The sequence below is a fragment of the Xanthobacter autotrophicus genome, from assembly GCF_029991245.1.
GTDB lineage: Bacteria > Pseudomonadota > Alphaproteobacteria > Rhizobiales > Xanthobacteraceae > Xanthobacter > Xanthobacter autotrophicus_C.
In genome coordinates this window covers 1-25,429 of the sequence record NZ_JAIVFO010000065.1, presented here as the reverse complement: position 1 = coordinate 25,429, position 25,429 = coordinate 1, and the positions used below count along the sequence as shown (strand labels likewise).

At 67.0% G+C, this 25,429-nt stretch carries 28 protein-coding genes and 3 tRNA genes; 10 read left to right on the top strand and 21 right to left on the bottom strand.

What is annotated here, in order from left to right; all coding sequences use genetic code 11:
- Positions 1-422: 422 nt before the first annotated feature.
- The 3 genes from K9U41_RS12645 to K9U41_RS12635 form a co-directional block, all read right to left on the bottom strand.
- Positions 423-498 (bottom strand) — tRNA-Ala (locus tag K9U41_RS12645).
- 76 nt (positions 499-574) lie between these two features.
- Positions 575-650 (bottom strand) — tRNA-Ala (locus K9U41_RS12640).
- 150 nt (positions 651-800) lie between these two features.
- Positions 801-1,193, bottom strand: coding sequence for a TIGR02300 family protein (locus K9U41_RS12635; RefSeq protein WP_138399596.1), 393 nt, complete (start codon positions 1,191-1,193; stop codon positions 801-803).
- A 274-nt stretch (positions 1,194-1,467) separates the two neighbouring features.
- Between K9U41_RS12635 and aroA the strand changes: the two genes are divergently transcribed.
- On the top strand, positions 1,468-2,838 hold the full coding sequence (gene aroA, locus K9U41_RS12630; protein ID WP_282641186.1) for a 3-phosphoshikimate 1-carboxyvinyltransferase: 1,371 nt from the start codon (positions 1,468-1,470) through the stop codon (positions 2,836-2,838).
- A gap of 11 nt (positions 2,839-2,849) precedes the next feature.
- On the top strand, positions 2,850-3,476 hold the full coding sequence (gene cmk / locus K9U41_RS12625; RefSeq protein WP_282641187.1) for a (d)CMP kinase: 627 nt from the start codon (positions 2,850-2,852) through the stop codon (positions 3,474-3,476).
- Between the two features lie 4 nt (positions 3,477-3,480).
- Here cmk and K9U41_RS12620 read toward each other — a convergent pair whose 3' ends face one another.
- On the bottom strand, positions 3,481-4,242 hold the full coding sequence (locus K9U41_RS12620) for a YkgJ family cysteine cluster protein (RefSeq protein WP_282641185.1): 762 nt from the start codon (positions 4,240-4,242) through the stop codon (positions 3,481-3,483).
- Between the two features lie 209 nt (positions 4,243-4,451).
- Positions 4,452-4,751 carry an antibiotic biosynthesis monooxygenase family protein gene (locus K9U41_RS12615; protein WP_282641184.1) on the bottom strand — a complete coding sequence of 100 codons (300 nt, stop codon included), beginning with the start codon at positions 4,749-4,751 and terminating at the stop codon, positions 4,452-4,454.
- Between the two features lie 182 nt (positions 4,752-4,933).
- Here K9U41_RS12615 and K9U41_RS12610 point away from each other — a divergent pair, with 182 nt between their 5' ends.
- The gene (locus tag K9U41_RS12610) at positions 4,934-5,347 is read left to right on the top strand and encodes an EVE domain-containing protein (RefSeq protein ID WP_282641183.1); all 414 of its coding nucleotides are present in this window, start codon (positions 4,934-4,936) and stop codon (positions 5,345-5,347) included.
- The gene (locus K9U41_RS12605) at positions 5,314-6,003 is read left to right on the top strand and encodes a class I SAM-dependent methyltransferase (protein WP_282641182.1); all 690 of its coding nucleotides are present in this window, start codon (positions 5,314-5,316) and stop codon (positions 6,001-6,003) included. The genes K9U41_RS12610 and K9U41_RS12605 overlap by 34 nt, the downstream gene beginning before the upstream one ends.
- 12 nt (positions 6,004-6,015) lie before the next feature.
- Here the strand turns inward: K9U41_RS12605 and K9U41_RS12600 are convergent, their stop codons facing one another.
- The gene (locus K9U41_RS12600) at positions 6,016-6,312 is read right to left on the bottom strand and encodes an ArsR/SmtB family transcription factor (RefSeq protein WP_342780534.1); all 297 of its coding nucleotides are present in this window, start codon (positions 6,310-6,312) and stop codon (positions 6,016-6,018) included.
- 100 nt (positions 6,313-6,412) lie between these two features.
- Here K9U41_RS12600 and K9U41_RS12595 point away from each other — a divergent pair, with 100 nt between their 5' ends.
- From K9U41_RS12595 to K9U41_RS12580, 4 genes are all read left to right on the top strand, one after another.
- The gene (locus K9U41_RS12595) at positions 6,413-6,616 is read left to right on the top strand and encodes a YgaP family membrane protein (RefSeq protein WP_282641181.1); all 204 of its coding nucleotides are present in this window, start codon (positions 6,413-6,415) and stop codon (positions 6,614-6,616) included.
- A gap of 39 nt (positions 6,617-6,655) precedes the next feature.
- Positions 6,656-7,672, top strand: coding sequence for an efflux RND transporter periplasmic adaptor subunit (locus K9U41_RS12590; protein WP_282641180.1), 1,017 nt, complete (start codon positions 6,656-6,658; stop codon positions 7,670-7,672).
- Position 7,673: 1 nt separating this feature from the next.
- Positions 7,674-10,892 (top strand): efflux RND transporter permease subunit, encoded by a 3,219-nt coding sequence (locus K9U41_RS12585; protein WP_282641179.1) that lies wholly within the window; start codon positions 7,674-7,676, stop codon positions 10,890-10,892.
- 101 nt (positions 10,893-10,993) lie between these two features.
- Positions 10,994-11,069: transfer RNA gene (locus tag K9U41_RS12580), tRNA-Ala, on the top strand.
- A 416-nt stretch (positions 11,070-11,485) separates the two neighbouring features.
- Here the strand turns inward: K9U41_RS12580 and K9U41_RS12575 are convergent.
- The 11 genes from K9U41_RS12575 to K9U41_RS12525 all read right to left on the bottom strand — a co-directional run bounded on the left by K9U41_RS12575 (position 11,486) and on the right by K9U41_RS12525 (position 19,035).
- Positions 11,486-12,643, bottom strand: coding sequence for a phage major capsid protein (locus K9U41_RS12575; protein ID WP_282641178.1), 1,158 nt, complete (start codon positions 12,641-12,643; stop codon positions 11,486-11,488).
- 296 nt (positions 12,644-12,939) lie between these two features.
- A complete protein-coding gene (locus tag K9U41_RS12570; protein ID WP_282641177.1) occupies positions 12,940-13,182 on the bottom strand; it encodes a hypothetical protein in 243 nt (80 codons plus the stop codon).
- Between the two features lie 437 nt (positions 13,183-13,619).
- Positions 13,620-14,978, bottom strand: coding sequence for a DUF927 domain-containing protein (locus tag K9U41_RS12565; RefSeq protein WP_282641176.1), 1,359 nt, complete (start codon positions 14,976-14,978; stop codon positions 13,620-13,622).
- Entirely contained in the window at positions 14,971-16,263 is a 1,293-nt protein-coding gene (locus K9U41_RS12560; RefSeq protein ID WP_282641175.1) for a DUF927 domain-containing protein, read from the bottom strand. The genes K9U41_RS12565 and K9U41_RS12560 overlap by 8 nt, the downstream gene beginning before the upstream one ends.
- A complete protein-coding gene (locus K9U41_RS12555; protein WP_282641174.1) occupies positions 16,263-16,550 on the bottom strand; it encodes a hypothetical protein in 288 nt (95 codons plus the stop codon). Before K9U41_RS12555 ends, K9U41_RS12560 begins: the two co-directional genes overlap by 1 nt.
- A complete protein-coding gene (locus tag K9U41_RS12550; RefSeq protein WP_282641173.1) occupies positions 16,547-16,942 on the bottom strand; it encodes a hypothetical protein in 396 nt (131 codons plus the stop codon). Before K9U41_RS12550 ends, K9U41_RS12555 begins: the two co-directional genes overlap by 4 nt.
- The gene (locus K9U41_RS12545) at positions 16,942-17,190 is read right to left on the bottom strand and encodes a hypothetical protein (RefSeq protein WP_282641172.1); all 249 of its coding nucleotides are present in this window, start codon (positions 17,188-17,190) and stop codon (positions 16,942-16,944) included. Before K9U41_RS12545 ends, K9U41_RS12550 begins: the two co-directional genes overlap by 1 nt.
- 3 nt (positions 17,191-17,193) lie before the next feature.
- On the bottom strand, positions 17,194-17,874 hold the full coding sequence (locus K9U41_RS12540; protein WP_282641171.1) for a hypothetical protein: 681 nt from the start codon (positions 17,872-17,874) through the stop codon (positions 17,194-17,196).
- Positions 17,875-17,949: 75 nt separating this feature from the next.
- Positions 17,950-18,129, bottom strand: coding sequence for a hypothetical protein (locus tag K9U41_RS12535; RefSeq protein ID WP_282641170.1), 180 nt, complete (start codon positions 18,127-18,129; stop codon positions 17,950-17,952).
- Positions 18,126-18,482 carry a hypothetical protein gene (locus tag K9U41_RS12530; protein WP_282641169.1) on the bottom strand — a complete coding sequence of 119 codons (357 nt, stop codon included), beginning with the start codon at positions 18,480-18,482 and terminating at the stop codon, positions 18,126-18,128. The genes K9U41_RS12535 and K9U41_RS12530 overlap by 4 nt, the downstream gene beginning before the upstream one ends.
- Complete coding sequence (locus K9U41_RS12525) at positions 18,475-19,035, bottom strand: twin-arginine translocation signal domain-containing protein (RefSeq protein WP_282641168.1); 561 nt, start codon at positions 19,033-19,035, stop codon at positions 18,475-18,477. Before K9U41_RS12525 ends, K9U41_RS12530 begins: the two co-directional genes overlap by 8 nt.
- Before the next feature lie 86 nt (positions 19,036-19,121).
- On the opposite strand from K9U41_RS12525, the gene K9U41_RS12520 reads away from it, so the two are divergent.
- Entirely contained in the window at positions 19,122-19,346 is a 225-nt protein-coding gene (locus K9U41_RS12520; RefSeq protein WP_282641167.1) for a helix-turn-helix transcriptional regulator, read from the top strand.
- 75 nt (positions 19,347-19,421) lie between these two features.
- Positions 19,422-19,655, top strand: coding sequence for a hypothetical protein (locus K9U41_RS12515; protein ID WP_282641166.1), 234 nt, complete (start codon positions 19,422-19,424; stop codon positions 19,653-19,655).
- A gap of 215 nt (positions 19,656-19,870) precedes the next feature.
- On the opposite strand, the gene K9U41_RS12510 is transcribed toward K9U41_RS12515, so the two are convergent.
- The 4 genes from K9U41_RS12510 to K9U41_RS12495 form a co-directional block, all read right to left on the bottom strand.
- Positions 19,871-21,154: a tyrosine-type recombinase/integrase gene (locus K9U41_RS12510; RefSeq protein WP_282641165.1), complete on the bottom strand. Its 1,284-nt coding sequence runs from the start codon at positions 21,152-21,154 to the stop codon at positions 19,871-19,873.
- Positions 21,155-21,544: 390 nt separating this feature from the next.
- Positions 21,545-22,810, bottom strand: coding sequence for an extracellular catalytic domain type 1 short-chain-length polyhydroxyalkanoate depolymerase (locus K9U41_RS12505; RefSeq protein WP_282641164.1), 1,266 nt, complete (start codon positions 22,808-22,810; stop codon positions 21,545-21,547).
- 89 nt (positions 22,811-22,899) lie between these two features.
- Positions 22,900-23,319, bottom strand: a complete 420-nt coding sequence (locus tag K9U41_RS12500) for a CopG family transcriptional regulator (protein ID WP_149574685.1) — start codon at positions 23,317-23,319, stop codon at positions 22,900-22,902.
- A 720-nt stretch (positions 23,320-24,039) separates the two neighbouring features.
- On the bottom strand, positions 24,040-25,429 hold a 1,390-nt coding region (locus K9U41_RS12495; protein WP_282641163.1), incomplete at its 5' end, for a fibronectin type III domain-containing protein.

Here is a 25,429-nt window from a genome sequence, read left to right as displayed (position 1 = left end):
GACCCGCCCACCCCGTGCCGGTCAGGGCTTGGCACGGGATCCTGGCAGGCGCGCCCGACGCGAGGCCGGCAGGGCGCGGACGTCGCACGGATTAATAGGGAATCAGGTCTAGCACGCGCTATCGGGGAGCGAATGTGGAGACTGATCCAAAAGGGATCGAATCCGCCACGCCCGATCCGGCGTTTGCCTCGCTTGAAAACACAGGGGGGGAAGCAGGCGCGGCCATGCGGGGCGCAGCGATTCGCGCGTCCCTTCTGATTCGCCCGCTTCCAGCCTCGCCGCCTCCCCCTCGCCAACGCCTGCCGCGCCGCCGCCTGCCTTGACAGGCGTCGGCGCGCGCAAGGCTGCACGGGAGGCGCGCGGGTCAGGCCGGGCGCGCGCTTCCACGAGAAGTGGGCTCAGGTAACGCGTGTGTGCGGGAGTGGTGGAGCCAGGCGGAATCGAACCGCCGACCTCTTGAATGCCATTCAAGCGCTCTCCCAACTGAGCTATGGCCCCACGCGGGGAAGCGTGGTCGCGTCCGGGACGATCCGGGCGAAAGCCCGAACCGCGTGCCGCACGCTGATGGGAAATTTGGTGGAGCCAGGCGGAATCGAACCGCCGACCTCTTGAATGCCATTCAAGCGCTCTCCCAACTGAGCTATGGCCCCACACACCGCAGCCTGCGCGCAGGACGCTCCGTTGGGGGGAGGCGCCGGATCTGCGTGCCGGGAAATCCGCGGCGGATGCTCGGTGAACCCAAGTCGTGAAACCAGGTCCGCCGAGCGAGAGCGGCCTTTAAGCACAGGCCGCGTCGGGTATCAAGCCTCTTCGTCGTCCTCGAGGCCTTCACCGATGAGATCGGAGACGTCGTCCCCATCATCTTCGTCTTCTTCGAGGAAGGTGTCGTCGTCACCGGCCTCGATGTCGTCATCCACGTCCACATCGTCGCCCACGACCACCTTGGCGGGGGCGGCGGCTTCCTCGTCCGCCTCCTCGAGGCTGATGACCTCGGCCTCGGTGTCCTCGGCTTCAACCTCCTCGACCGCGCCACGCGGCTCGGCTCGGCTCGACCCGCGGACGGCGGGTTCGAAATAGGATCGCGGATAGGACTCCCCCGTGAACGGCGACACGACGGGGTCCTTATTCAGGTCGTAGAACTTGCGCCCCGTAACAGGACAGATGCGCTTCGTGCCGAGTTCAGCTTTCGCCACGGCAAAGATCCTCGGAAGGGCTAAACAGGAGCGTGCTCCATTGGCGCCAGACGTATCCCCTGTCAAGGCCCGATCATCAGGCAGGCGCGGGGCGGTGACGCCTCGCCGCGCCCTGTGCTAGAGCACGCCCCGGTCGGCTTGCTCGGCAAGGCGACCGGATCCGGCTCCCCGCGAGCCGGCGTGCAAACAAGAAACCATCGCCCGGCAAACCATCGCCGGAGTCATTATCGCCCAAGACGCCAACGCCTGACGCCAACGCTTGAGGAAAGCCCCCATGTCCGCCACCCGCAGCGCCGCCCCTGCCTCCGGCCACGGCGACGGCCCGGCTGAGCCCGCGACCGCCCTTCGCTCCCCTGCGCTCACCGGCCGCGTGCGCGTGCCGGGCGACAAGTCGGTGTCGCACCGTGCGCTGATCTTCGGCCTGTTCGCGGAGGGCATCACCCGCATCACCGGCCTGCTGGAAGGCGAGGACGTGCTGAACACCGCCAAGGCCTGCGCCGGGCTGGGCGCGCGCGTCACCCGCCGTGGCCCCGGCGACTGGGAGGTGGAGGGTGCCGGCGCCAACGGGCTGTCCACCCCCGCCGCCCCACTGGATTTCGGCAATTCCGGCACCGGCGTGCGCCTGATGATGGGCGCGGTGGCCGGGCAGGACGTGACCGCCACCTTCGACGGCGACGCCAGCCTCCGGCGCCGCCCCATGAAGCGCGTGCTCGACCCGCTCACCGCCATGGGGGTGGAGATCGTGGACAGCGCCGAGGGCGGGCGCCTGCCGCTGACCCTTCGGGGCAGCGACGCCACCAGGGCCATCACCTACGAGACCCCGATGCCGTCCGCGCAGGTGAAGTCCGCGGTGCTGCTGGCCGGCCTCGGCGCCGCGGGCGAGACCGTGGTGATCGAGCGCGAGGCCACCCGCGACCACACCGAGCGCATGCTCGCCCATTTCGGCGCCGACGTGCGGGTGGAGCCCCACGGCGCCCACGGCCGCCGCATCGCCTTGAAGGGCCGGCCCACGCTCGTGGCCGCCCCGGTGGACGTGCCGGCCGACCCCTCCTCCGCCGCCTTCCCGCTGGTGGCGGCGCTGATCGTGCCCGGCTCCGACGTGACGCTCACCGACGTGATGATGAACCCGCTGCGCACCGGCCTCATCACCACGCTGCTCGAAATGGGCGCCAGCATCGAGGTGGTGGCCGAGCGCACCGAGGGCGGCGAGCATGTGGCCGACCTGCGCGTGCGCCATTCCCGCCTGAAGGGCGTGGAGGTGCCCCCCGAGCGGGCGCCAGCCATGATCGACGAATATCCCGTCCTTGCCGTTGCCGCCGCCTTCGCGGAGGGCGTCACCGCCATGCGCGGCCTCTCCGAGCTGCGGGTGAAGGAAAGCGACCGCCTCGCGGCAGTGGCGGACGGCCTTGCGGCCTGCGGCGTGGCCCATGAGGTGGTGGGGGATGATCTCCTCGTCACCGGCGCCGCCACGGTGAAGGGCGGCGGCCCGGTGGCCACCCACATGGATCACCGCATCGCCATGTCGTTCCTGGTGCTGGGCCTTGCCAGCGAGGACGGCGTGAGCGTGGACGACGTGGCCTTCATCGCCACCTCCTTCCCCACCTTCATGCCCATGATGCGCGCCCTCGGCGCCGTCATCGCGTGAGGGTGACAGCCGTGGTCATCGCCATCGACGGGCCGGCGGCCTCCGGCAAGGGCACCCTGGCCCGCCGGCTCGCCGCTCATTACGACCTGCCCCACCTCGACACCGGCCTGCTCTACCGGGCCGTGGGGGCCATCGTGCTGGCGCAGGGGCGGCTTGAGGACGAGGCGGCCTCGGTGGAGGCGGCGCGGGCGCTGGACGTGGCCACGCTCGATCCCGAGGCCCTGCGCACGGCGGAACTGGGCGAGGCGGCCTCCGTGGTGGCGGCGCGCGGCGGCGTACGCGCGGCGCTGCTGGATCTCCAGCACCGATTCGCGGCCCAGCCCGGCGGCGCGGTGCTGGACGGGCGGGACATCGGCACCGTCATCTGTCCGCAGGCGCAGGCCAAGCTGTTCGTCACCGCCACGCCGGAGGTGCGGGCGCAGCGGCGCCACCGCGAACTGATCGGGCGGGGCGAGGACGTGGCCTACGACACCATCCTGGCTGATATCCGCAAGCGCGACGAGCGTGATTCGGCCCGCGCCGCCGCCCCGCTGCTGCAGGCGGACGACGCGGTGCTGCTGGACACTTCGGCGCTTGATATTGCCCAGGCGTTCGCCGCGGCGCTGGCCATCGTGGAGGCGCGGCAACAGGGGCGTTGAATGCTCAAGCCTTCAGCCGGTCGAAGGTGCGCGCCATCTCCTCGCGGCTCACATGGTCGATGATGGCGGGCTCAAACACGTCCGTGCCGGCGGCGAAGGCCGCTTCCGCATCGCTCCGCGCCAAAGCGATCCGCAGCGCGCCCACAAGATCATAGAGCGCCCACGGGTGGCCGGTATCGCGCAGCGCCGATTGCAGCGCCCCCTGCACCAGCGCCCGCACGGTGCGATGGGATTCGGAGACCGGCACCTCGTCGGCCTCGCCCTCCAGCGCGGCGACGCAGGCCTCCTCGTTGAACGAGACGTGGCCCCGGCAGGCTAGCGGACGCACCGGATAGATCACGCAGATGCCCTCCACCAGGAACGGGCACTCCCGCCCCAGCGCCATGGTGCCGGAGGCTTCGGGCGCGATGGCCGACGCGGCAGCGAGGCGCGCAGGCAGGTCGATGCCCACCTTGCGGAAGCCATCCGCCATGGCCCGCACATAGCGCGCCACCATCAGCACCTCGGGGGCGGTGGCCACCACCTGGATCCGGCAGCAGGTGCCGCAGCCCTTGCGGCAGGCCAGCTGTGGCAGGTCCTTGGCCTGCTCGGCCACATTGTGCTCGTAGCTGGAAAACGCCTGCATCCAGATGCGGTCGAGCAGGTTCGCCGCGTCCCTGTGGGCACCCAGCGTGGTGCCGAAGGCTTCGTGCTGGGCGCGGAAAAACGAGGCCGGCCCGGCCTCTTCACGCGCATCCTCCGCCCGCCCCTCTGAAGCGTTCGCCACGGCAAGCCTCCGAATATTCCGTCCGCCCGCAACGGGCGCCGCGCCACGCTCCCCAAGATGGGAAGCCGGCGCATTGAGATGGAACAAGCTATGTTTCCCCGAATACAACGATCAACAGAGGGAAACTGCGTAGGGGGCAGCTTGGAGGACTTTGGGGGACCGTCGCGAAAGGAGGAACCCGCACCGGCGCGGCGCGGGCTCCCGGTATCTCAGAAGAAGGTGCCGACCACGCTGGTGTGCTCCACCGACGGGGCGCTGGCGAAATGGGGGCTGGCGAGGCGGCGCCATTCCTGGAATTCGGGGGCGTTGCGGAAGTGGACCATGTGGTCCTCCACGCTGTCCCAGGTCACCACCAGATAATAGCAGCTGGGCTTTTCCACCGAGCGCTCGAGCGACAGGCCGCGGCAACCGCGCGACTTCTGGAAGAACGGGGCGGCTTCCTTCACCGCGGCCTCGAAAGCAGCTTCCGAGCCTTCCTTGATGTCGAGGGTGGCGATCTCATAGACCATGATGTTTTCCTTCGCAGCGGCGGCCCGTCCGCGCCGCCGCGCGGGACATTAAGGCTTCGTCCTGTCGAGGCAAGATCGTCCGGGACCGGACCCTGCGCCCGCCAACACCTTTGCCAACACACTTGCCAAGCCGGGAGGGAAGAGGCAAACCCGCACCATCATTGCGAAACACGAGCTTTGCCATGGCCCATTGGCTCTACAAGTCCGAACCCTTCAAATGGTCGTGGGACATGCAGGTGAAGGCCGGCGCCAAAGGCACCCACTGGGACGGGGTGCGCAACCACCTCGCCAAGCAGCAGCTCCTGGCCATGAAGACCGGCGACCGGGGCTTCTTCTACCATTCCAACGAGGGCAAGGAGATCGTCGGCATCGTGGAGGTCATCAAGGAGGCCTACCCCGACCCCTCCGACCCGTCCGGCAAGTTCTTCATGGTGGACATCAAGGCGGTGAAGCCGCTGAAGACGCCGGTGACGCTCGCCGCCGTCAAGGCCGAGCCCCGGCTCCAGGAGATGGCGCTCATCAAGTTCTCCCGCCTCTCGGTGCAGCCGGTGAGCGACGAGGAATGGGATATCGTCTGCGGGATGGGCGGGGTGTGAGAGCGCCCATCGCCGACCCGCTCGCCTTCATCCGCGCCGAAACCCGCCTCAACCCGGTGCCGCTGGTGCCGGAAATCTCGCTCTACATGGCCGACGAGGCGGTGCCCATCTGGCAGCGCACCGAGGAGGAGCTGGGCGAGATGGGCCTGCCGCCGCCGTTCTGGGCCTTCGCCTGGGCCGGCGGACAGGCTCTGGCGCGGCATGTGCTCGACCATCCGGCAACGGTGGCGGGCCGGACCGTGCTGGATTTCGCCTCCGGCTCCGGCCTCGTGGGCATCGCCGCCATGAAGGCGGGGGCGGCGGCCGTCACCTGCGCCGACATCGACCCCTTCGCCCGCGCCGCCATCGGCCTCAACGGGCAGGCCAACGGCGTGGCCCTCGCCGCCACCGACCATGACCTCATCGGCACGGACGAAGGCTGGGACACCGTGCTCGCCGGCGACATCGCCTATGAGAAGGACCTGTCCGCGCGGGTGTTCGACTGGCTGCTGGCCCTCAGCGCGCGCGGCGCCACCGTGCTCATCGGCGATCCCGGCCGCACCTATCTGCCGAAGGACCGGCTGGAGCACCTCGCCGCATACAGCGTGCCGGTGACGCGGGAGCTGGAGGACATGGAGATCAAGCGCACCAGCGTCTGGCGCCCGCGCGGGGTTTAGGCCTCACGCCCCTCAGCACGGCCCCTCCGGCTTGCTGCAGAAGGCCTTGTGCAGCGCCTCGATGATGTGGAGCACTTCCTCGCGGGCGATGCGATAGTGCACGCTTGTTCCCTCGCGGCGCGCTTCCACCAGCCCGTCGGCGCGCAGCCGCATGAGCTGCTGCGACATGGGCACCTGCTCGATGCCCAGTTCGTCCCGTAATTGGCCCACCGACTTTTCCCCGCTCCCCAGCGCGCACAGCACCAGAAGGCGCTGCGGATGGGAGAGGCTGCGCATCAATTCGGCCGCCCGTTCCGAAGCGGGCATCATATCAACAACATTCATGATCTTGAATTTATAATGTTTGAATGTTAAGTGCAAACGAACACGCACGGGCACGGGGCCCACGCGTTTTCGAGGATCCAGGATAATGTCGGTTGATCGCGCCGTCATGCTGTTTGCCGGGGTCATGGTGCTGGCCTCCCTCGGCCTCGGCCTTTTCGTGTCGCCGTACTGGTTCTGGCTCACCGCCTTGGTGGGCGCGAACCTGATGCAGGCGTCCCTCACCGGCTTCTGCCCCGCCGCCATGGTGCTGAAGAAGCTGGGCCTGAAGCCCGGCGTCGCCTTCTCCTGAGCCCTCGCCCGGCGCCGGCCGGGCTGAAGAGACCTTAAGATGCACCGCCCCGCCATCGCGCTGTTCGCCACGCTCCTTGCCGCTCCCCTGGCCTCCTCCGCCGCCTGGGCGGGGGATTTCACCGTGCGCCTGGAGCAGGTGCCGGAGCTGAAAGCCGTGTTCGGCGAGGTGGAAAGCCGCACCGTGGTGCCCGCCCGCGCCCGCATCGGCGGCAGCCTGCGGGCGGTCTCGGTGTCCGAGGGCAGCCTGGTGAAGGAGGGCGACGAGATCGCCCTGGTGGTGGACGACAAGCTCGCCCTCAGCCTCAACGCCGCCGAGGCCAGGATCAAGGAGCTGCGATCCCAGCTCGAAAACGCCCGCGTCGAGCTGGACCGCACCCAGCAGCTGGTGGCCAGGGGCGTCGCCAGCCAGAGCCGGCTGGACACGGGCAAGACCCTGTTCGACGTGGCCACCAACCAGGTCACCGCCGCCGAGGCCGACCGCGCCGTGGTGCTCCAGCGTGCCCGCGAGGGGGCCGTTCTGGCGCCGGCGGACGGGCGGGTGCTCACCGTTCCGGTGACGCCGGGCAGCGTGGTGCTGGCCGGCGACGAGATCGCCCGCATCGCCTCCGGCCCCTATTACCTGCGCCTCAGCCTGCCCGAGCGCCACGCCGCCGACCTCCGCGAGGGCGGCACGGTCCGCATCGGCCGGCGCGGCATCACGCAGGACACGGCCGGGACGCCGGCCACCGCCCGCCTTGGCCGGGTGGTCAAGGTCTATCCGGAAATCACCGCCGGCCGGGTGATGGCGGACGTGGAAGTGGACGGCCTCGGCGATTATTTCGTCAACGAGCGCACCCTGGTGTGGGTGGAGATCGCCCGCCGCGCCGTGCTCGCCATTCCCCCTGCCCTGGTCTCGACCCGCCACGGCATAGACTATGTGCGCGTGACCACCCCGCGCGGGCCCCTCGACGTGCCCGTGGTGCTGGGCGCCCGCCTCACCGACGCCGCCGGCGAACGGGTGGAGGTGCTCACCGGCCTTGCCGATGGCGACCGGATCCAGGCGCCGGGGCACTGACATGATCGATCAGCCCCGCTCCCTCGGCCTCGCCGGCGTGCTCACGCGCGCCTTCATCACCTCGCCGCTGACGCCGCTGCTGCTCATCGCCGCCTTCGCCTTCGGCCTCATCGCGCTGGTCACCCTGCCGCGCGAGGAGGAGCCGCAGATCTCCGTGCCCATGGTGGACATCTCCGTCTCGGCCCAGGGCCTGAAGGCGGAAGACGCGGTGAAGCTCGTCACCGAGCCGCTGGAAACCATCGTCAAGGCCATCGACGGGGTGGAGCACGTCTATTCCACCACCCAGGACGACGGTGTCATCGTCACCGCCCGCTTCCTCACCGGAACCAGCCCGGATGCCGCCATCCTGCGCGTGCACGAGAAGGTGCGGGCCAATCTCGACCGCATCCCGGTGGGCATCACCGAGCCGCTCATCGTCGGGCGCTCCATCGACGACGTGGCCATCCTCGTCCTCACCCTGACGCCGAAGCCGGAGGCGGCGGAGCGCTGGACCGCCAACGCCCTCACCCGTGTCGCCCGCGAGCTTCAGGCCGACATCGCCAAGCTGCCGGACATCGGCCTCACCTACATGGTGGGCGAGCAGCCGGAACAGATCCGCGTCGCGCCCGATCCGGAGCGGCTTTCGCTCTATGGCATCACATTGGCCCAGCTCGCCGGCAAGCTCGAGGGCGCCAACCGCACCTTCAACACCGGCACCGTGCGCGAGGCCGCATCCCAGCGCACCCTCGTCGCCGGGCAGACACTCCAGACCCCGGCGGAAATCGGCAACATCCTCGTCACCGCCCGCGACGGCCGCCCGGTCTATGTGCGCGACGTGGCCAAGGTGACCCTTGCCACCGACACCGCCGAGAGCCGCGTCTTCCATGTGGCGAAGACGGCGGAGGGACTTGCCCGCCGCCCCGCCGTGTCGCTCGCCATCGCCAAGCGGCCCGGCACCAATGCGGTGGTGATCGCCGAAGCCGTCCTGCGCCAGATCGAGGCTGCTCACGGCGGCATGCTGCCGGCGGACGTGGAGGTGCAGGTCACCCGCAATTACGGCGAGAGCGCCAACGAGAAGGCCAACGAGCTGCTGCTGCATCTCGGCCTCGCCACCGTGTCCATCGTGGTGCTGGTGGGCTTCGCCATCGGCCGGCGCGAGGCGCTGGTGGTGGCGGTGGTGATCCCCACCACCATCCTGCTCACCCTCTTCGCGGCCCGGCTCATGGGCTACACCCTGAACCGGGTGAGCCTGTTCGCGCTCATCTTCTCCATCGGCATCCTGGTGGACGACGCCATCGTCGTCATCGAGAACATCGCCCGGCACTGGGCCATGAAGGACGGCCGTCCCCGCGCGCAGGCCGCCATCGACGCGGTGGCGGAGGTGGGCAACCCCACCATCGTGGCGACGCTCACCGTGGTGGCGGCGCTGCTGCCCATGCTGTTCGTGTCCGGCATGATGGGGCCGTACATGAGCCCCATCCCCGCCAATGCCTCGGCGGCCATGGTGTTCTCTTTCCTCATAGCGGTGGTGCTCACGCCCTGGCTGATGCTGAAGCTCGCCGGCCGCGACAAAGGCGCAGCTCTCCATGCCGAGGCGGCGGACGGCGGGCGGCTGGGGCGCTTCTATCGCCGCGTGGCCGCGCCCATCCTCGCCTCGCGGGCGCGCTCGGGGGCCTTTCTCGCCGTGGTGGGGGTGGCCACATTGGCCTCGCTCAGCCTGTTCTACACCCACGGCGTGACGGTGAAGCTGCTGCCCTTCGACAACAAGACCGAGCTGGCCGTCCTCCTCGACCTGCCCGCCGACAGCTCGGTGGAGACCACCAACCGCACCCTGCAGGACATGGTGACCGCGCTGGCGGACCTGCCGGAGGCGGTCGCGTTCCAGACCCATGCGGGCACGGCGGCGCCCTTCAATTTCAATGGGCTGGTGCGCCATTACGGTCTGCGGTCCGCGCCGCGCCAGGGCGACATCGAGATCACCCTCCAGCCCAAGGGCGCGCGCAGCCGGGCGAGCCACGCCATCGCCCTCGACGTGCGCGCGCGGCTGAAAGCCATCCCCCTGCCCGCCGGCAGCGCGCTGAAGGTGGTGGAGCCGCCCCCCGGCCCGCCGGTGCTGGCGACCCTGCTGGCCGAGATCTACGGCCCCGACCCGGACACCCGCCGCGCGGTGGCCCGCAAGGTGCGCGCGGCGTTCGAGAGCGTGCCCTACATCGTGGACGTGGACGACAGCTTCGGCACGCCGGGCGAGCGGGTGCGCCTTGCCATCGACCAGGACAATCTTGAATTCTACAAGGTGGAGCAGGCCGACGTTTACGACGCCATCCGCTCCGTCTTCACCGGGGCGACCCTGGGCTATTCCCATCGCGGCGGCGGGCGCGCGCCCATCCCCATCCGCCTCGCCTTGCCCAAGGGCGAGCAGGCGGTGGACCCGCGCACCCTCTCCACCCCGGTCCCGGCCAACGCCCTGCCCGGCGGGCGCGGCGTGGTGGAACTGGGCGACGTGGTGCGCGTGGTGCGGGAGCCTGCGTCCTTCCCCATCTTCCGCCACAACGGCCGCGCCGCCGAAATGGTCTCCGCCGACCTCGCCGGCGCCTATGAGGCCCCGGTCTACGGCATGCTGGCGGTGTCGAAGGCGCTGGCGGCGGCGGATTTCGGCGACCTGCCCAAGCCTGAGATCACCCTCCACGGCCAGCCCACCGACGAGAGCCGCCCGACCCTTTTATGGGACGGCGAATGGGAGGTGACCTATGTGACCTTCCGCGACATGGGCGCGGCGTTCGGCGTGGCCATCCTCGGCATCTACATCCTGGTGGTGGCGCAGTTCGGCTCGTTCAAGCTGCCGCTGGTGATCCTGACGCCGATCCCGCTCACCTTCATCGGCATCATGGCGGGGCACTTCATGTTCGGTGCGCCGTTCTCGGCCACGTCCATGATCGGCTTCATCGCGCTGGCTGGCATCATCGTGCGCAATTCCATCCTGCTGGTGGACTTCATCCGCCACGCCCGCGCACCGGGCCGCCCCCTCACCGACGTGCTGCTGGAGGCGGGCGCCATCCGCTTCAAGCCGATCCTGCTCACGGCGCTGGCGGCCATGATAGGGGCGGCGGTGATCCTCACCGATCCCATCTTCCAGGGCCTCGCCCTCTCGCTGCTGTTCGGCCTCGCCTCCTCGACGGCGCTGACGGTGCTGGTGATCCCCGCCATCTATGTGGTGCTGCGGGGCGAGCGGAACGCCGCTTGAGGCAAGGCTTTGGTGGACAGCTCGGCGATGGCACGGATTTCGCGCCCCGCGGCGCTTGACAGCATGGGGGGCCAACTCATAAATGGCGCCTCCCATGGATCGGGGCCGTAGCTCAGATGGGAGAGCGCTGCAATCGCACTGCAGAGGTCAGGGGTTCGATTCCCCTCGGCTCCACCAATTAAATCAAAGACTTAGTCGGCGCATTCGGAAAACGCCAGATCCTAGCTCACCAAATACTCACCAACGAAAAACGGCCGCAGGGCTGGTGCCGCTGCGACCGTTATGACGATCCACCTCTAGGACAGGCAATCGCCTGAGGCTGTTATTCTGGACACCTGCCCCCTGGTCCCTGGAGCCGCGGCGCACGGCCCCATAAAACGTTCTCGGTTTTGCACGTGTGAAAAAGTCATGACCCCGCCGGTGCACGGTCTTGAGGGCGGGAACTTTGCCTGCCCCCCACCGTCGCGCCAGGTGCGGACGGCATCACTGCCGCCCGCACTGACGATCTCGCCCTTAGGAGAGGCGACCGCCTGAGGCTGTTGTTAAGGACACCTGCCCCTGGTCCCCCGAACCGGATCCCGGATCGGTTCGGATCAGGCGCCAACCTTCTGCAGCACGATGGCGTTGGGATCGCGGACACCGCCGCCGACCCGCTTGGTGGTGTAGAAGCCGACATAGGGCTTGTTGGAATAGGGATCTCGCAGCACCCGCACGCCGCTCCGGTCGTTGATCACGTAACCCCGCTGGAAGTCGCCGAAAGCGACGGGGAGAGCGTCAGCCGCAACGCTGGGCATGTTCTCATCGATCGCCACCGGATAACCGAGAAGGGTCTCGGGCTGGCCCGCCACCGTGACCGGCTGCCAGAGGTAATTGCCCTGGCCGTCCTTCATCTTGCGAATCACCGCCGCCGTGGTGGAGGCCATGAGCCAGGTCGCGTTGCGCCGGTAGGGCGCCTGCAGGCCGTAGGACAGATTGATAAGCCCGTCAGCGGTCAGCTGCGAGGCATGGCCGCTGTTCACCACCGCCAGAGCACCGCCGGGGTGAGAGGCCGCATGGAGACCGCCGGGGGCGAAGGTAAGCAGACCGCGCGGCTTGTTCTGGCCGTCGCCGGAGAGGAAGGCGATACCCTCCTGCCGATCCATCTCCTCGGCCACCGTGTCGGCGAGCCACTGCACAATGTCGAACTGGGCATCGTCCAGAAGGGTCTGGGTGATGAACGGATAAGCGTACAACTCGCCGTGCGTGTAGGTGACGGGATCCACCTGCGGGGTGCTGGTGGCGGAACGGGCCGCCGTCTCCCCCATCCAACCCGTCCCGATGGAGCGGTCGCTCCAGATGGTGGCGTAGGCGTTCACAGTCGTGGGAACGACATAGGCAATCTGCCGCATCGGGCTAATCGCCATCATCTGCTGCAGGACAGTGCGATCCCACTCGGTGGGGGCTAGATAGCCGCCATCGTTATTGGAGCCGACCGTCATGGCGGCATTGACCCGGGCGCGCTCGCCGGCGCGGTTGGCCTGCGCCACCTCGCGCTCATCCTGCCCGTAGCGGAACCACGAGGCGTAGAGCTTGGTGTATTCCGGATCGACGGGACGCGCGTTGTGGGCGCCGCCGCCGGCGTTCACCCGGGCGGCCTCCTTCGCGGCGATATCGTCCAGAATGCCCTGGAAGCCATCGATGGAGGCTTCCACATTCTCCAGCCGGCCATTCTGACGCCGCTTGAAGTCGTCGAAGGCGCCACTCAGCTGCACCAGCATATCTTGGGGCGTGCTGTTTGCGGAAACACGGGAACCGACCACCGCACGCGGTACGGCACGGTTCAGCAACGGGGAATAAGACATGGTTCACCTATGACATGGGAAAGGTCTGTGACGCGGTGCTTTTGGCCCGTGTCTGAACTTCAGCGCCGCAGCAGCGTCCAACGTGCCACCGGCTTCAGTCCCAGTTCCCCGTCAGCGCCTGGCGTAACGGAGTGAATGCAGCGCCCGGCGTGCAAATCACTTGAACCGAGAGAACATTACAGCCGCAGCACGATGTTCCGCAAGTCTCAGTGTGATTTCGAGAAGCCGGTGTCGAATATTTCTTGGGCAAGCTGGTGGAACGCTGCAGAGGTCGCCTCGGCGCCTTCAGCCTCAATCCATGCGACCAATCCCGCCGCGACCAGTGATTTGCCAATTTCTGCCTTCGGCATGCCGTGCTCTTCCAGCCGACTGCGGGCACCACCCCAAAGTCGGGCCATCCGGCGCGCAATCTCGACCGGTTCGGCCTGGTGGTCAGTCTCTGAAGTCATCTTTGGTCTCCTTCGTGTCGTGTTCAGCGCACATCACCCCCTACGGGGGTGGCCCCAACTTTTTGGTTCGTGGCGCCTCCCGGTGCGAATGTCGGGACCCTGCCGGTGCTTGGCCCTGCCGGCCCAGACTTTCGACCACCCCCTCATGGTCTCGATCTCCATTCGCGCCATCCGCTCCGCCACGTCGCGCGGCAGGCCGGCGTCGTATTCCAGCACCGCCGCCCGCTCCTCGAATGCGTCTCGCAAGGCGATTTCGTTCCCAGCATCATCGTTTTCGAGGGGAACGTGGGGAACAAGGGGAACAGGCGACGTCACCCCTTTGTTTTCAATGCGTTGCGATTCATTTTCCTGTTCCCCAACCTGTTCCCTCGCTGGGGAACAGAGGGGAACAACCCGGCTCTTTCGGGCGAAGACGGCAAAGCGGGAGAGGTCCGGCATTACCCGAAGTCCCGTTCCGGGGCGGCGGGCTCGGCATCGCCGAGGATGTTCGCCGAGATGATGTAGCAGCGCACGGGGCTGGCGAAGTTCGGCAACCGCGTCTTCACCTGGCGCTTGCCGTCACCTCCCGTCACCAGATAGCCACGCCGTGCCAGCACCCCGGCCACCGCTGCCGCATCCAGCCCGGCACACACCTCGGTGCGCCACGCCTCGGGCAGCACCAGATATTCAATCTCGCCAGCCCTGGCCCGGCGGCGGAACCCGGCCCGGTTCACCACCCGCTGAGCGAGGGCATCGCCGTAGCCATCATGCGCCGCAAGGTCCCCCATGGCCTCGAAGCGGGAGTTGCCGTGGAGTTCAATGAACCGGCGCACCGCGGCGATGCCCTCGCTCTCTTCAGCCGGCTCGACGCCACCGCGCACGGCGAGCCAGTCCCGGAAGCAGCGCGCCGCCGCGCGTGTCGCCTCCCCCGCCGCCCATGGCAGGACGGCCGCCGCCGTCGCCATCTCTCCAGCGGCGGCCACCAGCCCAAAACGGGCGGCAACACGGCTCACCTGGCCATCAACGTCAGCGGGGCAGTTCTCGGCAAGGAACTCTTCCGAGTAGCCTTTGACCACCGGTGCGATGTCGTCGAAGGTATCCACCAACGTGCGCAGAAAGGCGCGGCTCGGATACCCATAGTGCTCGCTCGAAGCCATCTTGAGGTGTCGCGCGAAGGCATCCGCCGAAGGGAAGCCGTGCAGGTTCTCGAAGAGACCGAGTCCGGCGCCGGCATCGGCCGGAATGTCCACGATTCGCACCTGCTGCCCGGCGGCCACCTTTCGGCCCCGGCCATCCTCGGCGATCTTGTCGGCGAGGCTCAGTTCCCCGCTAGACAGGAACAGGAGCCGCCATTCTGCAGCCGGCCGCGCCTCTCCGCTCCGCCCGGCCCGTGCCTTGCCGACGCCGTTCGCCAGCATATAGGCAATCTGCCCAGCGTCGCGGCCGTCCACCTGCCCCATTTCATCCAGGCACAGCAGGCAGTCGCAGTGCATCGCCGCGACGCCTTCCAAGCCGTTGGAGGTCGCGCGCCAGGTGCGCACATAGCCGCGGATGCCGCCACCGCCCCACACCGAGCCCGCCACCACCAGCGCCGTGCTCTTCCCCGTGGAAGATGGGCCTCGGAAGTGAAACCCGCCGCTTTCCTCGCCGGTCGGGTAAAGGAGCGGCGCGGCCAAGGCCGTCGAAAGTGCCAGCACCAGCCGGGAATTTCCCGCAGCATAGCGGCCGACATGCTCCTGCCAGCCTTCCAGCGTGCCACCCTCGCGCAGGGCGTGATCCACCGCGCCGTTGGTCTGGAGAATGAAGCGCTCACCCATGGCCCGGCTCCACCGTCTCGTTGCTGAGGGCGAAGGCGCGCGCATGCCAGCCGACGCGGGAGACGCATCGCACCTTCGTGTCGGGCCGCGCCGTCGAGATGTATTCGTGCAAGGCGTCGCGGGCGAACCTGCCCGGCGCCATGATCAGCCCCAGCGACAGGAGCCGTTCCCGGTAGGTGGTGCCGTCGCCGGCCAGCATCGCCATGGGCATGGCCCACGTCTTCACCCGCCCGTCGCGGTCGGTGATCTGCAGGAGCCGCCCCCACTCCGCGCCCTCTGAGCTGCGCGTCTCCGCTTCCACCTCTAGGAGAGAGCAGAACCACCGCCATTCGACGGTGACGATGCCGGTTTCCTTGTCGGCCTTCTCAATCCGCTTCTCGACGCCGTTCCAGGCGAGACGGAACGGCCAGCCGCTAGCCTCTTCGTCCTCCGGCAACTCATCGTCGCCGAGCATGGTGCGAGCGGCCTTGCGTTCCGCGGCATCCATGTAGGGCGGCAGGAAGGCCGGATCGTCTCGCAGCTCGGCGACGGCATGAGCGGCCCAGCCCTCTTCGAGCGCGTCGGCCAAATCCCAGCCGTCCGGCATCGGCTCCCCCCGCAACACCCTCTCGCCCTCCCCCCAGCGCCAGGCGCCGAGACGGTCGGGGTGCAGGTGAAGGACATGGGCGGCGCCGGCAGCGCGCGCCAGCTCGCACACCTTGTCGCCGAAATCCTGTCCGGGATGCAGCGGCTTGCCCCTGTCGGTCTTGCGTCCAGTCTCGTCAAAGTCGGTGGCGATCACCACCGTGCGGCCGGCGAGGGGGCTGAAGTCAGTAAGGTGCGGGCTCTTCGCGCCGTGGGCCGGCGTCGTCACCACCATGTCGGGGAACAGGAGCGCCGCAGCGTCGCGCGTCTTCTCGCCCTCGGTGACCATCACCATTGCATCGGGCCGGGCGAGAATGTCCGGCAGGCCGAAGAGCGGGCGCGGCGCCGGCATTCCCTTCGAGCGCCAGCCGGCCTTGCCGTTGCCGAGGTCGCAATAAGTGACGGGCAACACCACTTTCGCCGGCGCCCCCGCCTCGGTGGTGAAGTCCCAGCGGCACACATAGCCCACCAGCCGCCCCTCGGCGTCGTGGTAGGGCCAGGAGCGTGACGGCTCGCCGAGCTTCGGATGCCTGAATTTCATGGGCGGCGCGTCGGCCGGCACGGGGAGGATAGGCGTCTTGCCCCCGCCTTTCGCAGCCGCATGCTCGCTGGCCGGCGCTTCATCGGGCGTGAGCGGGGCGAACATGGTGTTGCCGTCCATCAGTGCAGTCCCAGCATCTCGGAAAGGTTGTGCGCGGCCTGGGCTTGCCCGATGCCGGCGAGGTAGGCGGCGAGCGACACCACGTCACCGCCGCGATCATCCGTTGCGAAGTCGGCCCATCGGCCGGTGTTCATGTTGACGCGGAAGCTGCCAAGGCTCCTGTCCGCTCGGCGCGGGTTTCGCGCCACCCACTCATGCCCCTCGCGCCGGCCGTCCGGGAGCCATCGCCGCAGGAGAGACGGCAGCACCGGAAGCGCCGCGGCGTTGATGCTGCGGAAGTCGATCATGCCGGCCCCTTCTGCATCGCCGCTTCCACGGTGCGCACGATTTCGGAGAGGCGTGCATTTCTCTGGCAGCACCGCTCGAACAGAAAGACCGCTTCCTCTTCGCCGACATCGTCGAGGTCGGCCGCGTTCTCCGCCGGGCCGAAGAAGAACGCGCGGATGCGGGCTCCAGGGGAGACGTTGCTCACCACCACGAACAGGCGAAAGCCAGTAACTGGCGGGCGCATGTCCATCGCCTCTGACTCTTTCATCTCCCACAGCGAGGCGAGGCGGAGCCGGTGCTGGCGATCCGGGCGGCGTTCGAAGAAACGCCGGTCAGCCATGATGGTGGGTTCGTTCTTCGTGGCGAAGTACTGGAGGCGCCGGCGGGTGTCGCTGGAATGCTTTACGGTCATCAGCAGATCCCCGAAGAATTGCGCAGGATCTTTCCGAGGCGTTCGACTGCCCAGCGGTCGAGTTCATCTTTGGGATAGAGCGGGGAACGCCCCGCCTTCTGGAAGCCGGGGCCGCCCCCGACACTCACGAGCTTCGCCAACGTGGCGGGAGCGACGACGAGACCGTGGGCGAGTTCCAGGTACTCGCTCGCCTCGGGGCGGCGCAGGCGCGGCTTGCGCAGGTGGGACGGGAGGGTGAAGGCTTCCATGCGTCAGCCCTCCCCGTCTGCAGGCTTCGCGCGGGGGTCGCCGGGAATAAAGCTGCTGCCGTAGGCGAAGGCATAGAGGCTTCGGATTGGGCCTCGGATTTCGAGTACGATGCGGCCCCTCATCACGCTGGCGAATACGCTCCCTTCGACCGCCGCCACGGGATCGTAGAGTGTGTCACGGGCATCGACCGCCTTGCCGAGGCGTTCGACCTCCGCCTTGAGACGCGGCCCCCACTCCTTTTTTTTCTCGTAAAGGTCGTGGAGCGATTCAGCCCGGAAGTTGTTGGTGGGATCGAAAGTCCAGAATGCCGCACTGTCCAAGGGCGAGTTGGTGAACCACGGCTCGGCGAGCACGTCGAACTCCGAGCCCTCAAGCCACGCGGCAGGATTGGAGATGACGCTGGAGGTCAGCCCCAACCGGTGGGCATCGGCCCTCGCGATTGCGTAGCCAAGCCGCGCAGCGATGAAATCAGACATCACCTGGTGCGGCACGCCACGCGAAACGCCCAGCTTCAGCAAAGCGTATTCAATGCCGTTGAGCAGGGAATAGCGCATGGCCTTGCCAGGAGCGTCGTTCGCCAGCGGAAAGCGGATGTAGGGGCGCCATCCGAGGACTTCCGCCCTGGTGGCGCCGGTGGCCTCCTCAATCTGAGACCTCTGCAAATGCAGGATGCCCGGCGTCATATCGAATACTCCAAACGACATGACACGATGATATTACATTTTCATCCTATAACAAGACGAAAATTGGCTTTCGGATTATTTGAACCAATCCGGTTCCCGCCCATCGTGCTCGGCATCCTCGGTGTCGTCTTCGAGGTCCGGCTCGCCATCGATCTCATCGAGAAGCAGCAGCAAATCCTCGACCACGTTCTCGATCAGCGAGCGCATCGTGGGCGTGACGGTGATGAAGGTAGTGGGCGCGCCGTGGCGGTTCATGACGTGGCTCCCTCAAGGAAGCCGAGGGCGGCCCTCATAAGGTTCGGGATGGCGTCTACCGATGCGAAGTCTTCGTGCAGGTCGATGGCCAGCTGAAGAGCGCTCATCGCGCCTTCCTTGGTCGTGGCCGCTGGGATGGAATCGCCATTTATGGCGTGCCACACCGGCATAGGCTCATCGTCCGGGATGTTGCCGGGGATGGCGTTCAGGCGGTCGCACTCATCGCGATAGGCCGTCACGAGGCTTTGCAGCGGATCGGCCAGGACGACGCCGGCCGTCAGCGCGCCGGACGCCAGATAGGCGCCGGCAACGTGCCCGAGAAACCCGCGACGGGAGGGATTGTGCTCAGACATGGGCCGCCACCTTCGCCATGCGCTCTACGTCACGGACAAGCTGAAGGAAGCAGCCTTCCTGCCAGTCGATCTGATCGGGCGGCAGGTCGAAACTCAGGCTGAAGTGGCAATCGTAGGCCGTCGCTCGCACCTTCACCGCGAGGCCCGCGATGGTCTGGGCCGGGATGGAGCGGATCACGCTGGTGATGGCGTCCAGCTTGTCGAACTGATCGCTGGAACGGTCTATCGCCGCTTCGTACCCGGTTTCCTCATGCAGCGCGGTCAGGTCGTCCCATCCCTGCGTGCCGCGCCGCGCCCTCTCGACCTCGAAGACAGATTTGCAGCGTTTTTCCTCTTTCTTCAGATGAACGAGGATGACGTGTTCGCGCTCGAATTCAGCACCCAGGCGCAGCAACTCGGCGTCGGGATGCTCCGCCGCCTCTGCCTTCGGGAGGATGGCCACCGGCACCGCGAGGGCCGCGACGGTACCGAGGGCGCCGGAGGCCTTGAGAAGGGAGCGGCGGGTGGGTTCAGGCATAAGGGCGGCGTTTGCCGCCGCGGTGGGGCGAGGCATTGGGTTGCTCCGAGCGAACGGTTGTGATATCTACACTTGTGACGCTAGCACAAGGAAATAGGCTTGTGAAGCCTGCACAAGTGAGAATGGCGCGAGCCGCCCTGAACTGGACCTTGAGCGACCTTGCCAAGGCGTCGGGCGTTCACCGGAACACGATTTCAAATTTCGAGACTGAGAAGTATGCGGGCAGCCCCGAAGCGCTCGCAGCCATCCGCGCCGCCCTCGAAGCCGCCGGCGTGCTCTTCGTGGCGGAGAATGGCGAGGGGCCGGGCGTGCGGCTGAGGAAGGAGTGTTCTCCGAAGATGGGGTGACGTTGCACCCACACCAGCAGTCATGCAACTTGCGTCCCCTGCGCGAGCAATAGCAATTACTCAAGAGGCCAAAGCATGAAAACGAAATATCATCTTGAAGTCTATGAGCCAGAGGATATCAGGACAGTTGCTTTTTCTGTAGAAAGTGAAACTCCGTTTGGAGCAATTGCAGTCGGTGACCTGCTATGGCATGGATCGCTACTACAAAGTGCCCGCCTGGAAGTGACCAAGATAGAGCACCTATTCTGGGAGGGTGGGGGCCTTAATACACATAAAATCTGCATCCAGACCAAGGCGACGAAGCTCTAGGCGGCGTCGGTAGGAGCACCCGCGATTGTACTCCTGCCCTTTGTCATGCCGTCCCGCGCTGTTCCCCAGCCCTTGTTCCCCTCTGTTCCCCAACAGGGGAACGGCTTGGGGAACAGACTGGACCGCCAGAAAAGCGTTGATACTGCTTGGTTCGGCCAGCCTGTTCCCCGCGTTCCCCTTGTTCCCCGCCAAAACAACGTATCCCGCGCGCGTTTTCAGGTCGAACGCACCTTCCGGCTCGGCATCGGCACCACCTTGCCCTTCTCTCCGGTCATCTGGCGGTGCACCTCATTGGCGATCTTGTTCGCCGCAGCGATCAGCACGCTATCCAGCCGATGGACATAGCGGCTCGTAGTGCTGCCAGAGGAATGGCCAAGGATCACTCCGATAGTGCTCTCGGTGAAGTCCAGGTCACCGGCGACGCTGGCAAAGCTGTGCCGAAGGGTGTGCGCCGTCACATCGTCCAGACCAGCAGCAGCCATGGTCTTCTCGATCACGGCCGATAGGCCACCGAATGGCTGGTCTGCGTTGCGGGCGCCAGGAAGAACGAAGTCGCCATCCTTGCGATCAATGAGACCCCTGAGGATGTCCACCGCCGGCTGCCCCAGCGGCCGCACCGATGCGCCGGTCTTGGTGTCGGTCAGCCGCAGCGCCTGACCGTCAACATCAACCTCCGACCATTTCAGCTTGGCAATCTCACCCAGCCGGCAACCGGTGAGGGCAATCAACCGAAGGCCGGCCTGCCCCTGCCAGGCGTCTACGCCTTCCCGCTCTGCGATGGCATCTCCCAAACGCTTGAATTCATCGGCTGAGAGCCGGCGATTGCGCTTGGCGACGGTGGGGCGCTTCACGCCGTGACTGGGGTTCTCGGAAATCACACCCTCATCCACCGCGAACGACAAGATGCCGCCGAAGAGCGCGGCCGTGCGACCAGCCGTGCCGGCACCGCCCTCGACGACGGCTTTGCCCCGCTTCTTGTCCGTCTTCTCCACGACGGCCGTCTTTCCTAGCGTCACGTCCTTGATGAACCGGGAAATGTCGGAGGACTTCAGGTCGATCACCAGCTTCTTGCCGAGCAGCGGGACGATATGCCGGTTGATCCGCCCGCGCTCTATATCGATAGAGGCAGGCTTCTTTAGCCTACCGCCCTTCCCGGTCAAAAGCCCATTCTCGACGGCGGCAAGGTATCGCTCGCACAACTCGGCGACGGTCAGGGACTTGCGCCGCGTCGCTCGCTCAAGAGCCGGGTCCTCGCCTTTCACGGCCTCTCCCATGGTGGAGATCGCCAGTTTGCGGGCCTCTTCGCAGGTGAGGGCGCCATGGCGTCCGATTGTCATGCGGCGCCGGACACCATCGGTGTTGCGGTAATCGACGAAATAGGTCCGCTTGCCGCTGGGCAGGACGTAGACGCCAAAGCCCGGAAGCTCGCTGCACCAAAGGGTGAATTGCTTGTCTCGCGGCGCTGCCGCCTCGACGACCGACTTGGTGAGCTTTGGCATCGCCAAACCACTGCATCCCGATTCCAACTCACCAAATACTCACCACGAAACGGAAAACCCGGGAAGCCTCGCGCCATCTCTGGAAAACACAAGAAAACGAGTTACCTCTATAAATCAGGCAGTTAGAATACACGCGCCATTTCCAGAAAACTCGGGAAAACTCCCCAGCGCTGCAATCGCACTGCAGAGGTCAGGGGTTCGATTCCCCTCGGCTCCACCACGTAAACATCACAAGTCATTGAATTAAAAAGATTTCCAGCTTCTGGACATCTCTGCCCCAGCACGTGCGCTAGCTCACGGCGGGACGGATCCGAGCCTGTCAAGCGAGGCCACCTCTCCCGGGTTTTGCGCGATCCCGATCATCGACGCCCCCGCGCTCAGCCCCCGTGCTCACCTGCCGCCGTGCGAGGGACCGCTCTGCAGGAAGAAGCGCACCATTTCGCGGCTGGCGTCGGGTCCCCGCGGCTCGGTGTAGGATCCCGACGGGCTGCCGCCCGACCAGGCATGGCCGGCGCCGTGAAGCACCCAGTGCTCCAGCACGCTGCGCCCCGTGTCGTCGCTCTGCACCTCCCGAGTGTAGCCGATGCCGCCCGGAGCCTGGCCGGAGGTGATGGTCACCGCCAGCTTCGCCTCGGCTTTCGCCTGCGCCTCCAATTGCGCGGCCACCTGCGCCACCACCTGCGCGCCGTTCAGCGGGTGGACCGTCCTGTCGCCGTCGCCGTGAAACACGATGGTGGGCACGATCTTTCCGTCGGTGCGATGCACCGCCGTCCCCACGCTCGGATTGCCGCCCTGGCGCATGGCGGAAAAGGCGGACGACATGTCGCGGGCGGCGCCGCAGGCCAGTCCGGAATGCACGCCGATGGCGCGATAAAGATCGGGATAGGTTGCACCCATGATCGCCGCCGTCGCGCCCCCGGCGGATAGGCCGGCGGCAAAGACCCGCTCCGAGTCGACCGGGAACTCGTCCATGATCTGGCGGGTGATGCCGGCGATCAGGGACGGTTCGCCCCGGTCGCGCCGCTGGTCGCCCGAATTGAACCAGTTCCAGCATCCGGAGGCATTGGCGTCGTGGCTCTGGGCCGGGTAGGCCACAAGAAAGGTGTGCTCTTCCGCAAGCGCGTTCATCCGCGTCCCGGCCGCGAAATCGTCGGGGGACTGGGTGCAGCCGTGCAGCATCACCAGGAGGGGCAGGGGCTGCCCGTCGAAGCTGCCTGGCACATAAAGCTTGTAGGTCCGGCGCCCCGCCTCATTGGCAAAGCTGCGTTCCTCGAAGCGCGTGCCAAAGCGCGTGTCCTCTCGCACGAACTCCGGCATTGCACCGCGCGCAGTCGCGGCTTCGCGCCCGCTCGTCGCGGTCCGGTTCAGCACCAGATCAAGCAGCCCGTCGAGCCACGGAACGGCAGCAAAGCCCGTGTCGCCGCGATGCGCCGGGGACGCTGGCGCGGCGCCGGACGGTGACGTCCAGGCGCTTCCGGTTTCCGCCGAGGGGGGCACCAGGTCGACGAACGCCGTCGTGCCATCCGCGTCGGGCGACGTATCGGACGGGTGGGGGGTATCGACGCTCCCGCGCAGAACGGCCATGGCTTCTTCAAGCCGGCCCTGGCGGGTGAGGCGGGTGGCTTCCAAAACGTCGATCTTGGATCGTCTGGCCATGGGGCGAGACTCCTGTCGGTTCAATTCGGCAAAGCGCGGGTGCGCGCAAGGGCGGGCCGGTGGCGTCCAGCACGGGTGGGTTCGAAGGGTCAGAGGATACGATCGGCCAGCGCCGCCTTGACCGCCGCGCCGGCCTGCAGGGCGCCGAGCACCTGAAGGGAGGCGATGGTCGAGCGTGCAAGCTCCGCGGAGACATCCTCCGCGATGACGGCCATTCCGAGGACCTGGATATGAAGCATCTCGCCGGCTTGCTGCGCGGCTTCGAGATCGGCGCGGCTATAGCGCCGCAGGCCGAGGTCCATTTGATGTCGCGCCAGTGATTTCTTGAGGGCTTCGTCGTGGCGGTCGATCTGGTTGCGGATGGCGGTGCGGATGAAATCGGTCCGGTTGGAATAGAAGCCTTCGCGCACCAGCAGGTCGACCTGGCCCAGGTCCACATAGCCGAGATTGATGGTGATCTTCTCGCTCTCCGCCGGCCTTGGACGCAGCTCGTGCACCTTGTTGGTCATTTCACCATCCTCACACCATCCACACGGATGGTAGGTGGTCATGACTCCAGCGCGATGCAAGGGCTGCATGCGTGATTTATCGTGAGCGAAGGCGGTCTGCCTTCCCATATGGGCACGGATGGCGAGGAACCGGACCAGGGAACAGAGGACGGCTGATCAAGGCCTCCCCCCGCTGGCCAAGGACGACAGCCGCGTCCAAACGCCGATCCAGATGAATTTTCAGGCAGGGCTTCCATCCCGCTCTGCGGCCGTGCCGGGGTGGCAGGAGGGCGCCCGCGCCTGAGTCTGTCTTGGCCGGTGTTGCTATACCAAGCCGCGAAGGCGCCCCATTATCACAATGCGGTTCTTTGATACCGTGCTATCTCGACGACGAGGCCCTCAAGACCCTCGCACCCAGACCAGATGGGCAAAGGCCGGTCCACTCCGAGAGCAGGCGCAATCGCGCGGTCCATGCGGGCAGAAACGTCCGGTCAAGGCTCAGCTGTCCTTGCCGGAGATCGACGGTCCGTCGGCAGGACATTTGGCGCCGACCGCGGCGGAGATGAGCGGCGCGTCGGCCTCGTCCGGGGGCGATGTCCGGCGGCAGATCGCGGTCCGTTTCGCGTCTGCCGATCGGTGCCGGCAGGAAGCCAAGACCCGCGGATGCCCTGGCGGCTTGCAATCTGCGGCTCCCAGGCGGTGATCACGCCATGGAGAAGACCTCAAACCATGGAGAAGACCTCACACCATGGCGAAGACCTGGGCGAAGTCGTAATCGTGCTGGGCGATGCCGCTGTTATTGTCGGTCAGGTGGCCCACGGCATCGCCATGGTCGCGCCCCAGGGACCACATGGCGATATAGGCGATGTTGTCGTTGCCCTCGGCATAATCCACCAGCTGCTCGGCATCCTCCAGGGTGAAGACCTCGCCGGGAATGTCGTTCTGGCCGATCATGGGGGTGATCGCGACCTTGGCGTCGAGCCCCAGCTGCTGCAGCTGCGCGATGGTGGCTTCGGCCGCGTCGATGGCGTCCTGCCCCATGTCGCCGCTGTCGTAATAGTCGCCGTAGTTCATCACCATGATATTGATGGTGTCGATCTCCACCCCGTCGGCCTTGGCCTGGGCCAGCAGGTCGAGCCCATCCTGGGTCAGCCCCGTCGGCAGCACCGGCAGGGTGAAGGAGATGGTGAGGTCGGGGTTGGCCTCTTCCAGCGCCACCAGGGCTTCGTTGCGCAGGTGGCTCGCGGTGGCGTTGGTCAGCGCGTCGGCCTCGATGTCGAAGTCGAGGGAGGTGACGTTGTACTTGTCGATCACCGATTGGTAGGCGGCGGTCAGGTCCGCCACGTTGGTGAAGGACAGCGCCGGCTCCTGGCCATAGCCGCCGCCGAAGGAGATGGTGACATCGACCCCCTGCTGCTGCAACTCGCTCACCATGGAGGAGATGGTGGTGCCGTTGGCCAGCGTGTCGTTGTCGATGGAGCCGAGCCCGCCCCAGCCGATCTGGTCCGGCGCCGTGCCCAGCACGAAGGCGAGGGTGACCGAGGTGAGCCCCACGTCCTCGACGATCTGGACGAGGTTCTGGCTTTCGGGCAGCCACATCTCGAAATAGGGCGAGAAATACTGCTGGTCCGTCGCATCGGTGCCGGGGGCGTCGGTGGTCACCACGATGGGCGTGGCGGCGGGGGAAGTGCCGGCCTCGTCGATGGCCACCACGGAGAAATGATAGGTGGTGTCCGCCGCAAGGCCCGCGACCTTGAAGCTCAGGTCCGTGGTGGTGCCCACCAGCTCGCCGTCGCGATAGATGGCGTAGCCCGACACGGTGCCCACCCCCAGAACCTCCGCGGCATCCCAGGTGAGGGTCGCAGAGGTCTCGGTGGTGGTCAGGAGATGCAGGTCGTCCGGCGCGTCGGGGGCCACGGGCGTGAGGTCGGCATAGCCGATGACGCTCCACACATGGCCTGTGCCCACGGGCCCGTGGTCGCTCGCGGGATCGGTGCCCAGCGTCCACCAATTGGCCTGGTAGACGAGATGGCCGACGCTCACCTGGTCGCCGGCCACATAGGCCTTGGCGTCGGTCCAGGACGGCGCCTCGATGACGGTGAGGGCGCTGCCGCCGTCCGACCCGCCCCCC

Coding starts and splice junctions, on each gene's coding strand:
- K9U41_RS12560 (WP_282641175.1), bottom strand. CDS start 16,263: ATGGACGGCAACACCATGTTCGCCCCGCTCACGCCCGATGAAGCGCCG.
- K9U41_RS12510 (WP_282641165.1), bottom strand. CDS start 21,154: ATGCCAAAGCTCACCAAGTCGGTCGTCGAGGCGGCAGCGCCGCGAGAC.
- K9U41_RS12615 (WP_282641184.1), bottom strand. CDS start 4,751: ATGGTCTATGAGATCGCCACCCTCGACATCAAGGAAGGCTCGGAAGCT.
- K9U41_RS12585 (WP_282641179.1), top strand. CDS start 7,674: ATGATCGATCAGCCCCGCTCCCTCGGCCTCGCCGGCGTGCTCACGCGC.
- K9U41_RS12555 (WP_282641174.1), bottom strand. CDS start 16,550: ATGATCGACTTCCGCAGCATCAACGCCGCGGCGCTTCCGGTGCTGCCG.
- aroA (WP_282641186.1), top strand. CDS start 1,468: ATGTCCGCCACCCGCAGCGCCGCCCCTGCCTCCGGCCACGGCGACGGC.
- K9U41_RS12565 (WP_282641176.1), bottom strand. CDS start 14,978: ATGGGTGAGCGCTTCATTCTCCAGACCAACGGCGCGGTGGATCACGCC.
- K9U41_RS12550 (WP_282641173.1), bottom strand. CDS start 16,942: ATGACCGTAAAGCATTCCAGCGACACCCGCCGGCGCCTCCAGTACTTC.
- K9U41_RS12570 (WP_282641177.1), bottom strand. CDS start 13,182: ATGACTTCAGAGACTGACCACCAGGCCGAACCGGTCGAGATTGCGCGC.
- K9U41_RS12525 (WP_282641168.1), bottom strand. CDS start 19,035: ATGCCTCGCCCCACCGCGGCGGCAAACGCCGCCCTTATGCCTGAACCC.
- K9U41_RS12595 (WP_282641181.1), top strand. CDS start 6,413: ATGTCGGTTGATCGCGCCGTCATGCTGTTTGCCGGGGTCATGGTGCTG.
- K9U41_RS12530 (WP_282641169.1), bottom strand. CDS start 18,482: ATGTCTGAGCACAATCCCTCCCGTCGCGGGTTTCTCGGGCACGTTGCC.
- K9U41_RS12590 (WP_282641180.1), top strand. CDS start 6,656: ATGCACCGCCCCGCCATCGCGCTGTTCGCCACGCTCCTTGCCGCTCCC.
- K9U41_RS12600 (WP_342780534.1), bottom strand. CDS start 6,312: ATGATGCCCGCTTCGGAACGGGCGGCCGAATTGATGCGCAGCCTCTCC.
- K9U41_RS12610 (WP_282641183.1), top strand. CDS start 4,934: ATGGCCCATTGGCTCTACAAGTCCGAACCCTTCAAATGGTCGTGGGAC.
- K9U41_RS12500 (WP_149574685.1), bottom strand. CDS start 23,319: ATGACCAACAAGGTGCACGAGCTGCGTCCAAGGCCGGCGGAGAGCGAG.
- K9U41_RS12545 (WP_282641172.1), bottom strand. CDS start 17,190: ATGGAAGCCTTCACCCTCCCGTCCCACCTGCGCAAGCCGCGCCTGCGC.
- K9U41_RS12515 (WP_282641166.1), top strand. CDS start 19,422: ATGAAAACGAAATATCATCTTGAAGTCTATGAGCCAGAGGATATCAGG.
- K9U41_RS12535 (WP_282641170.1), bottom strand. CDS start 18,129: ATGAACCGCCACGGCGCGCCCACTACCTTCATCACCGTCACGCCCACG.
- K9U41_RS12540 (WP_282641171.1), bottom strand. CDS start 17,874: ATGACGCCGGGCATCCTGCATTTGCAGAGGTCTCAGATTGAGGAGGCC.
- K9U41_RS12605 (WP_282641182.1), top strand. CDS start 5,314: ATGGGATATCGTCTGCGGGATGGGCGGGGTGTGAGAGCGCCCATCGCC.
- K9U41_RS12505 (WP_282641164.1), bottom strand. CDS start 22,810: ATGGCCAGACGATCCAAGATCGACGTTTTGGAAGCCACCCGCCTCACC.
- K9U41_RS12520 (WP_282641167.1), top strand. CDS start 19,122: ATGGCGCGAGCCGCCCTGAACTGGACCTTGAGCGACCTTGCCAAGGCG.